Annotated in this window: 15 protein-coding genes and 1 rRNA gene; 2 read left to right on the top strand and 14 right to left on the bottom strand. The window is 66.7% G+C overall.

All coding sequences use genetic code 11. From position 1 onward, the window contains the following. The 4 genes from FS787_RS11300 to rpmB form a co-directional block, all read right to left on the bottom strand. A 16S ribosomal RNA gene (locus tag FS787_RS11300) occupies positions 1 to 75 on the bottom strand; the annotation flags it as partial. 682 nt (positions 76 to 757) lie between these two features. Continuing rightward, entirely contained in the window at positions 758 to 1063 is a 306-nt protein-coding gene (rpsN, locus tag FS787_RS11295) for a 30S ribosomal protein S14 (protein WP_026266887.1), read from the bottom strand. Between the two features lie 4 nt (positions 1064 to 1067). Then, complete coding sequence (gene rpmG / locus FS787_RS11290) at positions 1068 to 1235, bottom strand: 50S ribosomal protein L33 (protein WP_144672488.1); 168 nt, start codon at positions 1233 to 1235, stop codon at positions 1068 to 1070. Beyond that, positions 1235 to 1471 carry a 50S ribosomal protein L28 gene (gene rpmB, locus FS787_RS11285; protein ID WP_011693744.1) on the bottom strand — a complete coding sequence of 79 codons (237 nt, stop codon included), beginning with the start codon at positions 1469 to 1471 and terminating at the stop codon, positions 1235 to 1237. Before rpmB ends, rpmG begins: the two co-directional genes overlap by 1 nt. Positions 1472 to 2034: 563 nt before the next feature. Here rpmB and FS787_RS11280 point away from each other — a divergent pair. Then, positions 2035 to 2238: a hypothetical protein gene (locus tag FS787_RS11280; protein WP_313959655.1), complete on the top strand. Its 204-nt coding sequence runs from the start codon at positions 2035 to 2037 to the stop codon at positions 2236 to 2238. Here FS787_RS11280 and FS787_RS11275 read toward each other — a convergent pair. The 3 genes from FS787_RS11275 to FS787_RS11265 form a co-directional block, all read right to left on the bottom strand. Beyond that, on the bottom strand, positions 2235 to 2996 hold the full coding sequence (locus FS787_RS11275) for an SGNH/GDSL hydrolase family protein (RefSeq protein WP_144672487.1): 762 nt from the start codon (positions 2994 to 2996) through the stop codon (positions 2235 to 2237). The genes FS787_RS11280 and FS787_RS11275 overlap by 4 nt on opposite strands. A gap of 64 nt (positions 2997 to 3060) precedes the next feature. After that, on the bottom strand, positions 3061 to 4875 hold the full coding sequence (gene glsA, locus FS787_RS11270; RefSeq protein WP_144672486.1) for a glutaminase A: 1815 nt from the start codon (positions 4873 to 4875) through the stop codon (positions 3061 to 3063). 49 nt (positions 4876 to 4924) lie between these two features. Then, positions 4925 to 5413, bottom strand: a complete 489-nt coding sequence (locus FS787_RS11265) for a MarR family winged helix-turn-helix transcriptional regulator (protein WP_144672485.1) — start codon at positions 5411 to 5413, stop codon at positions 4925 to 4927. A 104-nt stretch (positions 5414 to 5517) separates the two neighbouring features. On the opposite strand from FS787_RS11265, the gene FS787_RS11260 reads away from it, so the two are divergent. Beyond that, positions 5518 to 5802 carry a YciI family protein gene (locus FS787_RS11260; RefSeq protein ID WP_144672484.1) on the top strand — a complete coding sequence of 95 codons (285 nt, stop codon included), beginning with the start codon at positions 5518 to 5520 and terminating at the stop codon, positions 5800 to 5802. A 28-nt stretch (positions 5803 to 5830) separates the two neighbouring features. On the opposite strand, the gene FS787_RS11255 is transcribed toward FS787_RS11260, so the two are convergent. The 7 genes from FS787_RS11255 to FS787_RS11225 form a co-directional block, all read right to left on the bottom strand. Next, entirely contained in the window at positions 5831 to 6661 is an 831-nt protein-coding gene (locus FS787_RS11255) for an SGNH/GDSL hydrolase family protein (protein WP_144672483.1), read from the bottom strand. Between the two features lie 329 nt (positions 6662 to 6990). Next, the gene (locus FS787_RS11250) at positions 6991 to 8001 is read right to left on the bottom strand and encodes a siderophore-interacting protein (RefSeq protein ID WP_186329175.1); all 1011 of its coding nucleotides are present in this window, start codon (positions 7999 to 8001) and stop codon (positions 6991 to 6993) included. Positions 8002 to 8066: 65 nt separating this feature from the next. Further along, complete coding sequence (locus FS787_RS11245) at positions 8067 to 8903, bottom strand: ABC transporter ATP-binding protein (RefSeq protein WP_144672481.1); 837 nt, start codon at positions 8901 to 8903, stop codon at positions 8067 to 8069. 1 nt (position 8904) lies between these two features. Beyond that, complete coding sequence (locus FS787_RS11240; RefSeq protein ID WP_144672480.1) at positions 8905 to 10011, bottom strand: iron chelate uptake ABC transporter family permease subunit; 1107 nt, start codon at positions 10009 to 10011, stop codon at positions 8905 to 8907. Next, positions 10008 to 11081 carry an iron ABC transporter permease gene (locus tag FS787_RS11235; protein ID WP_144672479.1) on the bottom strand — a complete coding sequence of 358 codons (1074 nt, stop codon included), beginning with the start codon at positions 11079 to 11081 and terminating at the stop codon, positions 10008 to 10010. Before FS787_RS11235 ends, FS787_RS11240 begins: the two co-directional genes overlap by 4 nt. Positions 11082 to 11091: 10 nt before the next feature. Beyond that, on the bottom strand, positions 11092 to 12183 hold the full coding sequence (locus FS787_RS11230) for an iron-siderophore ABC transporter substrate-binding protein (protein ID WP_144672478.1): 1092 nt from the start codon (positions 12181 to 12183) through the stop codon (positions 11092 to 11094). A 222-nt stretch (positions 12184 to 12405) separates the two neighbouring features. After that, complete coding sequence (locus tag FS787_RS11225; protein ID WP_260982507.1) at positions 12406 to 13137, bottom strand: hypothetical protein; 732 nt, start codon at positions 13135 to 13137, stop codon at positions 12406 to 12408. Between the last annotated feature and the right edge of the window lie 129 nt (positions 13138 to 13266).

Below are 13266 nucleotides of genomic sequence, written 5' to 3'. Positions count from 1 at the left end.
GGGTCATCGTTCGACTTGCATGTGTTAAGCACGCCGCCAGCGTTCATCCTGAGCCAGGATCAAACTCTCCGTTGAAGAAAAACAGACACACCATGCGCTCCCGGGAAAACGGGACACACACGGTGCACAAAATTTGAAACCAGCTAAAAACACCAGACCACACCACGGGGTGGCGGGCCCGGCAAATTCAACCAATTCAATACAATAAATTGGTATCAACAAACTTGGCACACTATTGAGTTCTCAAACAACAGACACACCCGGCACCACCACAACCCATACGGGCCGCGGATCGCTCCGGAGCAACTTTTCAAACTTACCCGAACCCGTGACACTTGGCAAATCAACGTTTCCGTCATACCCAAGCCCCACAAGAGGATCCCCACCCTACTCGGCACGCTCAACAGCGCACCATATTTCAGGCCATTCAGAAGGGGGTCGGTCGCTATCTTTCCGCATCAGCGGCGGCGACTCGAACAACAATACACGCCACCGGCACCCCACACAAATCCACCCACCACACCCCCACCCACACCCCAAAAACCCCGCACCCACGCGGAAACCACACCCCCACGGGACCCTCCCCGGGCCAAACCGCCGAAACCAGACTTTGTGCCGTCCGTCACCAACCCCTGCCCGCGAACAGCTGCCGCCCGCGACACAGTCGCCAGCCGACGTCGGGCCTTAAACACAAGAAGGGCCGGCACCAAATTAGGTGCCGGCCCTTCTTCAAGCCACTGGCTTCAGGCGTACTGAATTACCAGGAAGACTTCGTGATGCCCGGGAGCTCACCGCGGTGAGCCATGTCGCGGAAGCGAACACGGGAGATGCCGAACTTCTGGAAGGTACCGCGCGGGCGGCCATCGATGATGTCGCGGTTACGCAGACGTACCGGTGAGGCGTTGCGGGGCAGCTTCTGCAGGCCGAGGCGAGCGGCTTCGCGAACTTCGTCGGTCGAGTTGGGGTCAACCAGAGCCTTCTTCAGTTCGAGGCGCTTTGCAGCGTAACGCTCGACGATGACTTTACGCTGTTCGTTCTTAGCGATCATTGACTTCTTAGCCATGTGTTTAGCGCTCCTCTCGGAATTCGACGTGCTTGCGGATGCGGGGGTCGTACTTCTTCAGAACCAAACGGTCCGGGTCGTTACGACGGTTCTTGCGCGTCACGTAGGTGTAACCCGTGCCCGCGGTCGACTTGAGCTTGATGATCGGACGTACGTCCTTGTCCTTAGCCACTAGAGCTTCACTCCTCGTGCCAGGATGGCGGCTACGACTACGTCGATGCCACGCACGTCGATGGTCTTGATGCCACGTGCAGAGACCTGCAGGGTGACATTACGGCGCAGGGACGGAACCCAGTAGCGCTTCTTCTGGATGTTCGGGTCGAACCGACGCTTGTTGCGTCGGTGCGAGTGCGAAATGCTGTGTCCAAAGCCCGGCTCGGCTCCGGTCACCTGGCAGTGTGCTGCCATGACGACTCTCCTCAAAAAATAAATGAAACGGTTGCGGAGTTCCCGCGTAACCGTGCGACAGGCGGCGTCCGCATCCAGCGCCCACACGTAGTTCCGCGGTGATCAGGCAGACGGCGTAAACCGGCTGCATTCAAAACTGCGGCGAAGATTGCGGGCCACGGCGACCGGGCGGCGGAACCATTCGGAAAACCACTGCGAAGTGCCGGGATGCTGGGCGAATACAGGAGTGCACGCAACTTGAGCCCCTAACTACCGGCCACCAGAACTGCCAATTTGCAGACAGATCCCGCCAACCGGAGCAATTGCACACGCTCCGCGCCACCTAGCGCCTACCAAGTCTACGAGTTTGACGAATTAAAGGCCAATCCGGTATCCGGCGGTGTATAAGGGGCGCCGCCCCCGTGGGGCCGGAAGTCACATCGGTACCCCAGCGCATTGACAGCCAATTGATAGGCCGTGGGCGGACCGTAGACCTATGGACTCCTTACTCCGGCATGCCGTGCCAGCCACGATAATCCGGGCTCCCGTGGAGCGGTTCCGGGAACGACATGTGACGGGCCGGAGTGGGCCGGACGGAGTTCCGGCACTCCGAATTCCGCCAAGCGTCGGAGGCGGCCGCGGACATTGTCACCGCGGACGTTCTGGCAACGGCCATCGTGGCCGGCGGAGGGCCGATGCTGAATTGGGCTACGGACGGCTGGGACGTCGAGGTGCTTGCCGTCCTCGGCAGCGGGGAGCTGCTCGCGACACCGGGGTTCCGGGCCTAGAGGTGCGTGAGCCGGGGGTAGCGCGGTGTCAGTCCGTCGCCTGAGGACTTGCCCGTGACCCGGCGGACCACCCACGGTCCGGCGAATTCGCGGACCCAGCGGGCGTTGGCGCGCAGGGCTTCGGCCCGGCTGAGTTCCGGAACCGGGGTCATGGGCGGAACGTCGATCGAGTGGTCGTGTTCCAGGACGGTGAGGACGCGCTTGGCCATGTTCGCGTGGCCGGCGGCGGACATGTGCATCCGGTCGGTGGCCCACATTCCCCAGTCGTAGTACTCGCTGAAGCGCCAGTAATCCACCAAGAGGGCGCCGTGATCCCCGGCGATGCCCCGGACCAGTTCGTTGTAGATGGCGGTCCGGCCGCGCGTCGTGCCGAAGATCTTCGAGCCACGGGAATCAAAGCCGGTGAACATCACAATGGTCGCGCCGGTGGCTTTGAGCTTGCGGATGCCGGCGTCGTAGTCCACCAGCAGGTCGTCGATATCCACCTTGGGCCGGAGGATGTCGTTGGCTCCGGCGTAAATGCTCACCAGGGTGGGTTTGAGGGCGACGGCGGCATCGACCTGTTCGGCCATGATCTGGCGGATCTTCCGGCCGCGGATGGCGAGGTTCGCATACCCGAAGCCCGGATCGGCGGCGCCGAGCTGCTCGGCCACCCGGTCCGCCCAGCCCCGGACGCCGTTGGGGCGGCTGGGGTCGTCGTCGCCGACGCCTTCCGTAAAGGAATCGCCAAGGGCTACATAGCGGGACGTGAAATCCATGGCTCCAGTCTGCCAGCCGTTGCCCCAAGCAAACAAAGTGGGGCGCAAACGTGGCCGGCGGCCGCTACTCGCGGATCCGGACCGCCGATTCGCGCAGGTACTGCTCCACCCTGGTGTAGGCGTCCCGGGTCAGGGCCTTCCATAGGGCGATGGCCAGGCGCGGGTTGGCGCTTTCCAGCTCGGAGATGGCCTCCGTGCTGAGCACCATAAGTTCCACCGGTCCCATGGCCCGGACCGTGGTCTCCTGCCGGCTGCCGCTTCCCAGCGCCAGCTCGCCGAACGTCATGCCGGCGCTCAGGGTATTGAGCTGGACGCGTTCTGCGCTGGGTCCCGGGGAGGTGCTGCTGACCTGACCGGAGGTGATGAAGTACACCCCGCCGAACCGCAGCCCGACACGGCGGATGACGTCGCCGTCGTCGAACGATTTTGGGGTCATCAGGGCTTCCAGTGCCGCGGCGTCCGCTTCATCCAGCGGCGCCAGGGCCGGCGACGCCGTGACCGGCACGTGGTCCGGCAGCAGCAGCCGGTTGCCGTAGCGTTCCAGCAGGCGGTTCTCGCAGTATTCGACGGCGGCGTTCCGGCTCGCGAAGGACGCTACCGGCTGCTCGGATTTCCCGAGGGCATCCGACACGGACCCGTCCGCCTCGATCAGCACGAGCTCCCGGCCGGCGCCGGCGAGCCCCTCCCGTGACGCTTCCAGCATGCGCAGGGCCACCTCGCTGACCTGGTCGGTGCGGCGCAGGTCCAGGACCACCAGCTCGACGTCGTCTTCAAGGCTGCTGAGTTCCCGGACCATGGACTCCGTTCCGGCGAAAAGAAGGTCTCCGTTGAGCTCGATCACTCGGGCGCGGTGGCCATTCGAGCGGAGCACGTCGGCGGCCTCGTCATTGCGGCGGATGCCCGATGGCGTCTCGGTGACGTCATACGCGGCAAGGATTGCGGACCGGCCGGTCCGGGCAGCGCGGACGAAGTGCAGTTCCATGTCCTGGGAGAGGCGCTGGGCGGTAGCGAGGCCGCGGACGCTGCTGCCGTGCTCATCCAGCGGCGGCGAATAGACCGCGAGGCCCACCTGGCCGGGCAGCACGGCGATGATCCCGCCGGCCACCCCGCTCTTTCCCGGCATGCCCACGCTGCTGATCCAAGCCCCGGCGTCGTCGTACATGCCGGAGGTCATCATGACCGACAGGACCCGTTCCACCGGGCCGATCCCCAGTACCTGTTTGCCGCTGAGCGGATTCCGGCCGCCGTTGGCGAGGGTCGCGGCCATGATCGAAAGGTCGAAGCAGTTCACCAGGACGGAGCACTGGCGGAAATAATCCTCCAGGACCGGCGTCGGGTCATCCTCAATGATGTTGAACGAGCGCAGCAGGTACGCGAGCGCCGTGTTGCGGTGACCGTGTTTGAGCTCGGATTCGAAGACCTTCTCGCTGACCGAGAGCTGCCGGCCGGCGAAGGCGGAGTATGTACTGAGGATCCGTTTGAAACCGGACTGTCCGCCGGACCCCGAGATCAATGAGGTGGCCGTGAGGGCGCCGGCGTTGATCATCGCATTGGCGGGCCGGCCGGTTCCTTCGGCCAGGGAGATCTCGTTGAAGGAATCCCCCGACGGTTCCACGTCCACTTTGGCGTCCACGGCCTCGCTGCCGAGGTCCTCAAGGGCCAGCCCGTAGGTGAAGGGCTTGGAGATGGACTGGATGGTGAATTCCTCGCGGGTGTCCCCGATCTCGTACACCTTGCCGTCCACGGTGGCCAGGGCGATGCCGAAGTTGTTCGGGTCCACATTGGCCATGGCCGGAATGGTGTTGTACGGCGAACCGTCCTTGAGCTGGGCGATTTCGGCGTGGACCCGGCGCAGGTAGCTGTAGATCGGCGATTCCATAAGGCCAACACTAAGCGACGACGTTGCAGGGCGGCCGCTGCGGCGGCCCCTAGGCCGGCTTGCCGTCCCGCAGGATCCAGTGGTCCTTATCCAGGCGGCCCACGATCTTCTCGCCGATCCGGGCGAGGTCGGCAACGTCCTCCTCGCTCAGGGCGTCGAGGAATAGCGACCGGACCGCCTCAACGTGGGCGGGGGCGAGCTCCACGATGGTTTCCATCCCGGCGTCGGTGAGGTGCGCCGTCGTCACCCTGGCATCCCCCGGGTGCGGGCGGCGCTCCACCCAGCCGCGGGTCTGGAGCTTGGTGACCACGTGGGAGAGCCGGGACAGGGAGGCGCTGGTGCGCGCGGCCAGTTCACTCATCGGCAGGAAGCGGCCGTCTGCCTCGGAGAGCATCGCTAGGACGTGGTAGTCGAAAAGGGAGAGCTTGCGCGCGTGGTGAAGTTGCGTGTCCAGGGCCGCCGGCAGGAGGGTGTTGATGCTCACCTGGGCCAGCCAGGCCCGGCGTTCGTCGGCGTTCAGCCAGCGCGGTTCAGTCATGGATACAGTCTAGGAGCATTGAAGCTTGACGGTTCAACTTCACGGGAATCCGTGACGGGGAGATTGCCCGCCGCGGTGGTGCGCCCAGGCGCTAGGCTGGCCCTATGTATGTAGTCTCCCTGACCTACAAGGTCCCCGAAGAGATCGTTGACTTCCACCTCCCGGCCCACGTCACGTGGCTGCAGGACTTCGACCAGGGGATCTTCTTGGTCGCGGGGCGGAAAATCCCGCGTACCGGGGCTCTGCTGCTCTCCACCGCGGACCGCGAGGCCTTGGATGCCTCCTTGGCCAAGGATCCGTTCTATATCAACGGTGTGGCCGAATTCGACGTCGAGGAGTTCCACGCGAGCCGGGTGGCCCCGGGTTACGAAAACCTGCTGGACAGCTGAGCCTGCAGGCCTTTCCGGACGTTCAGCCTTAAGGGATCTTGGCGGCCAGCTTCTTCAGTCCGGCCTTCGGCGGGACCCTCACCGGCTCCGGCCAGCGCGGACTGAGCTCGTCTCCCAGCGTGACGCCGCGAAGCTTGCGCCCGAAGAGCGGCAGGACCCAGTCGTGGACCCAGCGGCGCTGCCGGCGTTCCCAGTCCCTGAGTCCGCTCTTCGACGGCGGATCCCACTCCTTCGGTTTGATCTTGTGCGGCACCCCCAGCTGGTCCAGGACCTGACCGGCGAGATACTTGTGCCCCGCCTTGGACATGTGCAGACGGTCCGAATCCCACATCCGCGGATCGTAGAACGCGTCGAAGCACCAGTAGTCCACCAGCACAGCCTCGTACCTCGCCGCCACCTCGCGCACCCGCTGGTTGTAATAGGCGTTCCGCCTCTTGAGCGGTTCCAGCAGTGCCGAGACCCGGACGTCGAAACCGGTGAAGAGCACCAAGGTGGCCCCGGTGGCGGCCAGCCGGGCCACAAGGAACTCGTAGTCCTTCATCAACGCGTGGATGTCGGTCCCGATATCCAGGATGTCGTTCCCGCCCGCGTACAGGGTGACCAGGGTTGGCTCCATGGCCAGCGCGGGTTCCAGCTGTTCGGCGATGATGTGCCGCAGCCTCTTGCTCCGGATGGCGAGGTTGGCGTATTCCCACCCCGGGTCCGCTTTGGCCAGCTGCTCCGCCACCCGGTCCGCCCAGCCGCGCACCCCGTTGGGCAGCCGGGCGCTGTAGTCCCCCACCCCTTCAGTGAAGGAATCCCCCAAGGCCACGTAAATGCGCCGCCCATGAGCGCCCGGGGCAAGAAGGTCCTCAGCCATGCCGCCCACGCTAGCCAGCCCGGACGACGTCGGGGTTAACAAGCGGGGCACGTCAGGTGAGCAGAAGACAGGCCGACGCCGACATAAGGGCCCGCCAGCGCACCAAAGGCGAGAAGACCACAAGGCCGCTGCCGGTGCAGGTGCAGGTGCTGGCATCGCACCAAAGGCGAGAAGACCGCAAGGCCGCTGCCGGTGCTCTGCAAAGGAGCGCATCGCCGACCAGAGCCGAAAGAGGCCGCCAGCGGCCGAAGGAGGCGGAGGGAGGTGTCTAAGCGACGGCAAAGCAGCGGCTGCGGCCGCAAGCCCGGCAGGAACAACGGGAGCGTCGCCTACAGCTCGGCTTTCCCCTGCCGCCAGTACCCCATGAACGCCACCTGCTTCCGGTCGATCCCCACGTCCCGCACAAGGTACCGGCGCATCTCCTTGACGACCCCCGCCTCGCCGGCGATCCAGGCGTAGAACGGCATGGCCCCGGCAGGCTTGTCCGGATTCCTGCTGGCACTGATGGCCGCTGCATCCATCCGGGCGGGGGTCTCCCACAGGATGTCTTGGTCCACGTTGACGTCCTCGGGTTCGGGGCCGGCTGCCGGCTCAGGGGCGGCGCGGAGCCCCACCCAGCCGGGGAGCGTGACGGCGGCGCGGACCGCCTCCTGCAGCAGTTCGCCGTGCGGACGCGACCGGCCGATCGCCGCGCCGCGCGCCAGCCAGGTGATCTCGACGTCGGCGGCCGTTGTGATGCTCTGGAAGTCTCCGGCTTCCGGGACCTCCAGGATGGCGTGGCCGCTGACGTACGACGGCAGGCTCTCGAGAATGGCGCTGATGGCGGGGACGGCCGTCTCATCTCCGGCCAGCAGGACCCGCTGGGCGAGCCCTGGACGCCATTCGATCCCGGAGTAGGTTCCGGCCGTGACGCAATGCGCGGCCCGGTTATTGGGTCCGATCAGGGTCAGGGTGTCCCCCGGTTTGGCGTTGAGGGCCCAGTTGGCTGCCGGCCCGCCGTGACCGGCGTCGTCAAAGTGCAAAACGAAGTCGACGTCGAGTTCCGGGTAGACGGCGTCGAGGCGTTCCTGGCGCACGGTGTAGGTGCGCATGGAGCCGCGGGTCTGCGGATCCATGGCGAGCCACTCGCGGTACCAGCCGGTCTCCTCCATCCGGAACTCCGGCAACGGCAGCGCGGTGCCGTCCGGGGCCAGCGAGGGGATCATAAGTTTGATGCGCAGGTCCAGGGTGTTGCCGTGGACGCCGAAGTTCCGCAGCGAATAGCCGCCCAGCGTGACGCGCCGGAAGTTGGGGCCGAGCTGCTGCACGGCCGTGACCTGGACTTCGAACGCCAGGGTCATGGGCTCGGTGGCGAGCGGGGTCCGGAGAGCCGCCGGGGCGCGTTCCGTGATGGGTTCTTTGGCAATCATGGGACCAGCTCCAGGGTTGTGGTTTGTGGGGATTCGGCGTGGTGGCGGCCCAGCGGGATGATCAGGGGTGCGCCGGACACCGGGTCGGGGAGCACCCGGGACTCCAGGCCGAACACGTCGCGGACCAGTTCCTCGGTGACCACGGTCCGGGAGCTTCCCTCGGCCACGATGTGTCCGCCCTTCATGGCGATGATGTGGTCCGCGTACCTCGCGGCGAGGTTGAGGTCGTGCAGCACGATCGCCACGGTGGTGCCGCGCTGCCGGTTGAGGTCCGTGATGAGGTCCAGGACTTCCACCTGATGGGTGAGGTCCAGGTACGTGGTGGGTTCATCCAGCAACAGCACGCCGGTTTCCTGGGCCAAAGCCATCGCGATCCACACCCGCTGCCGCTGCCCGCCGGAGAGTTCGTCCACGTTCCGCCCGGCGAGTTCCAGCGTGTCGGTGGCGGCCATGGCCTGCTGCACGGCACGCTCGTCCTCCTTCGAGCCGCCGGCCGGCCGGGACCGGAAGAATCCCTGGTGCGGGTAGCGGCCGCGGCCCACGAGGTCCCGGACGGTGATGCCGTCCGGCGCCGTGGGATGTTGCGGGAGCAGTCCCAGGGTGCGGGCCACCTCGCGGGCCGGACGGCTGTGGATGTCCCTCCCGTCCAGGGTGACGATGCCGGCCGCGGGCTTGAGCAGCCGGGCCAGGCCCCGGAGCAGGGTGGATTTGCCGCAGGCGTTGGCGCCGACAATCATGGTCACCTTGCCCTCGGGGATGTCCGCGCTGAGGTCCTCGATCACCACCCGCTGATCGTATTTCAGCTTCAGGCCGGAGGTCTGAAGGGTTGCCATCTCAGGCGTCCTTTCGATTGGAAGTGACGAGCAGCCAAAGCAGGAACGGCGCACCGAGGGCGCCCGTGATGACTCCGACTGGAAGCACCGTTCCGTCCAGCACCAGCGGTGCGATATTGGCCGCGACGTAGTCGGCGCCCAGGACGATCAGCACGCCCGTCAGGGCCGACGCCGGCAGGCTGGCCTTGCCGACGAAGCGGCGCGCGATCGGCCCGGCGAGGAAGGCGACGAATGCCACGGGCCCGGCTGCCGCCGTCGCCGCCGCCGCGAGGCCGACGGCGGTGATGACGATCGCCAGCCGGGCCGCCCCCACCCTGACGCCAAGGCCCGCGGCGGTGTCGTCGCCCAGTTCGAGGATGCGCAGCGGTCCGGCGAGAAGCGCGACGGCGGGGATCAGCACCAGCAGTGCGAGGCCCAGAACCCCGGCCCGGTCCCAGTTCGCGGAGTTGAGCGAGCCGTTGAGCCAGACCAGGACGTCGGCGGCGGTGCGGATATCCGTTCTGGTCAGCAGGAAGCTGACCACGGCATGGAGGGCCGCGGCGATGCCCACGCCGGCCAGGATCAGCCGGCTGCCGGCGGCATCGCCCCGTTGTCCGCCGGACCCGAGGGATCCGCTGCGGGAGATGGCGTAGATGAGGGTGGCCACGCCCAGCGCGCCCGCGAAGGCGGCGCCCGAGACCGCGGCACCGGTGGCGCCGAAGACGACGATCGCCGTCACCGCCGCCGCGCTGGCCCCGTAGCTGATGCCGATCACGTCCGGGCTGGCGAGGGGGTTGCGGAGCATGGTCTGGAACAGCGCGCCGGACAGCCCGAACGCGGCGCCGATCAGCGTTCCCACGACGGCGCGCGGCAGCTTGTGCTCCATCACGATGAAGCTGGCGCCGGGGATCTTCTCGCCGCCGGTGAGGTGGGCGCCCAGGATCCGGAAGAAGTCGGGGATGGTGACGGTGTAGCTGCCCAGGAGCACACTGGCGGCGAAGAGCGCCACGACGGCAAGCGCCAGCGCGCCCGTCCGCCAGTGTTGCCCTATCAGTTTTGGTCGCTCAGCCGCGGTTTTGGCCACGGTAAGTGATAGGTCAACGGGGGTTTTGGTGTCGGCGAGTGTCATAGCCCGGCCCCCTTGCCGCGCCGGACCAGCCAGACGAACACCGGGGCGCCGATGAGCGCGGTCATGATCCCGGCGGGAACTTCGCCCGGGAGCAGGATGACGCGGCCGGCCACGTCGGCGGCCAGCAGCAGGACCGGCGCGAGGATCAGCGAGAAGGGCAGGATCCAGCGGTAGTCGGGGCCGGTGAGGAAGCGGACGGCGTGCGGAATGATGAGGCCCACAAAGCCGATCGGGCCGGCGAGGGCCGTGGCTGATCCGCAAAGCAGGACGATGCCGAGGGCAGTACCGCCGCGGACCAGGCCCACCCGCTGGCCCAGCCCCCGCGCAATGTCGTCGCCGAGGGCGAGGTTGTTGAGGATCCGGCCCGTGGCGAGCACAATCGCGGCTCCCAGCAGGAGGAACGGCAGGGCCGGGAGGATCACGGACCAATCGCGGCCGGCGATGCCGCCGACCTGCCAGAACCGGAAGCGGTCCAGGGTGTCCCGGCTGGACACCAGAATGACGTTCATGAGGGAAAAGAGCCCCGCGCTGAGGGCCGCGCCCGCGAGGGCGAGCTTCACCGGCGTCGCACCGTCCCTGCCGAGCGACGCAACCAGGTAGACCAGCACGGCGGCGGCCGCGGCGCCGAGGAACGCGAACCAGATGTAGCCGCTCAGCGAGGCCACACCGAAGACGTAGATTCCGGTGACGACTGCCAGCGCGGCACCGGCGTTGATGCCGATGATGCCCGGGTCGGCGAGGGGATTGCGGGCTACGCCCTGCATGGCCGCGCCGGCGAGCCCCAGGGCGCCGCCGGCGAGCAGGCCCAGGACGGTACGCGGGATGCGGGCGTGGACCACGGCGTGGTCACCGTTGGCGGGATCGAACTGCGTCAGCGCCTGCCAGACGGTTTCCAGGGACAGTCCCCGGGCCCCGATGGCGAGCGACGCCGCGGTCACGAGCGCAAGTACGACGACGGCGCCCAGCAGCCAGACGGCACGGGGACCCCGGGCGGGGAAGACACCCGCGATGTGGGTCTCCGGTGCAGGTCTGGCGGCTGCGGGGGCCGCCGTCGTCGTAAGTGGGCTCATGGGGTGGTGGCTACTTTGCTACTCTGTCGGCTGCCCCGGCGAGCTGCGGCAGGAAGGTGTCCAGGGACCACGGCAGGCTCAGCGGTGAGGACGCGGAGATGGACAGCGTGAGGGTGTTGTCCGAGTCCGTCACGAGTGTGCCGGTCTTGACGGCCGGGATCTGCGCCATGAGCGGGTCGGCCTGGACGGCCTTGGCTGCGGCGTCGTCGGCGACCCAGGTCACGAAGATGTCCGATTCGAGCTCGTTGGCCTTTTCGGCGGACCAGGGGATGTAAAACTCCTTGGATCCCTTGGAGTTTTCGTCCACGACGGAGGCCTGCTTCATGCCGATGGAGTTGAGGAACCGGGGACGGTTGTCATTGGCGGTGTAGAGGCCGATTTTCTCGGTGGCCGCGGGGTCCAGGTTGCCGTAGATGAAGGTCTTGCCGGCCAGCTGCGGGTACTTGGAGGCCTTGTCCTGGATGGTGGCCTCGGTGTCGGCGACCAGTTTGGCGGCTTCGGTTTCCTTGCCGAGGGCCTTGCCGATGATGGTGGTGGAGTCCTGCCAGGACGTCCCGTAGGCCACCTCGGGGTGGGCCACCACGGGGGCGATTTCGCTGAGCTTCTTGTAGTCCTCCGCCGTGAGGCCGGAGTAGGCGCCCAGGATGACGTCCGGGTTGAGCTTGGCGATTTCGGTGAAGTTGACACCGTCGGCCTCGGAGAACTGGGCCGGGGCCTTGTCGGAACCGAAGCCGGCACCGAGCTTCTCCAGGGCTGCGTCCTTCCACGGGGTGGATCCCTTGTCGTTGCCGCCCCATTCGTTCTTCGGGACACCTACCGGAACCACACCCAGGGCAATCGCCACATCGTCATTGACCCAGGAAACGGTGACCACCCGCTGCGGCTGTTCCTTGATGGTTGTCTCGCCAAACGCGTGCTTGAGGGTGACCGGGAACGCGGAGCTGGCCGACTGGCTGGGGGACTCTGCCGCGGTGGAGCTGGCCGGACCGGTGGAGCAGGCGGCCAGCGAGAGGGCGACGGCGGCCAGGACGGCGGTTGCCTGTCCGGTGGCGCGAAGGAAGCGGCGTCGGGGCAGAGCGCGGCTCAGGGTCGGGAGAGGCATGGGATTCCTTAGGTCAATGATGCGAACGTAAGTAAGGCTAGCCTATCCTTGGGGTAATTAAGCAAACCTTTCGTAACGTAATTGCCGGTTGCTGTGTCCTTGTGACCTTAAAAGCAACGCCTAGTCACCTACGGCCCGCCCCCGCGGGGATGATGGGCACGGAATGACCCCGCGTTGCCTCGGGCGCGGAAGCCGCCGGGCCGGAAAGCCGCCCGCCCGCGGTCAGCGGTAGGCGATGCTCAACAGCAGTGCTTTAAGTGATTGCCCTTCAGCGCCCGCAAGCCAGGACTTGGCCGCTGCGTCACTCTCGAAGGGATTGTCGATGAATTTCACCTCGGCCACCAGGACGCCCTCGCCCACGCGAATGATCCCGTCCAGCGCGGATCCGTCCCCCTGCTGCGGCACTCCCGCAGTGAGGTGCATGCGGTACGTCGGCTTGTCAGCCATGCGGTCCACGTAGAAGGAATAGTGGCCGGCCGGAGCCGACGCCTGCCCGAGGCCTGGTACCGGCGCGGACTCGAACACCGTCCGGGCAACCGGGAAGCTCACTCCGTCCGCAAACTTGCCGGAGTAGATCGTGGCTTGCACAGTGCCGCTGTCGTCAAAGACCGTTGCTGTTGCCGACGTCGCAGGCTTCTGCTCGCCCGTGAAGAGTTCCACCCGCCAGCCCGCAGGATACTCGAAGGACAGGCGGCCATCCGGGAACGTAAAAGACTCCTTCCCGGCAGGGGCGGGGGCGGACGACGACGGGACAGCGCCCTCCGACGATGACGGACCGGGTGCCCCCGGCACGGGAGTGGCGTTCGTCGAACCCGACGGAGCCGGGACGGCAGACGGCGGCGTGCCGCCGGAGGCCGCCGTGCCGCCGGAGGCCGCCGTCCCGCAGCTTCCCACGGCGAGGGCGGCTGCGGCCGTGAGGGCTGCCACGATGGGTGTGCGATGTGCAGGGCGCATAGTTATGCCTTCCACGAGAACGCCCTTGAGCTCCGCAGGGAGGTACGGCCTGGTCCGTTACGGCTTGCGTGTTTCCGCTACGGCCCTGGTGGAACGCGGGCGAAGGGATGATGCTCTAAAGACTGGCAC

The organism is Arthrobacter sp. U41 (assembly GCF_007679325.1).
Taxonomy (GTDB): Bacteria; Actinomycetota; Actinomycetes; order Actinomycetales; family Micrococcaceae; genus Arthrobacter.
The sequence above is the reverse complement of the archived record's forward strand: the minus strand, read 5'-3'. Positions and strand labels throughout refer to the sequence as shown.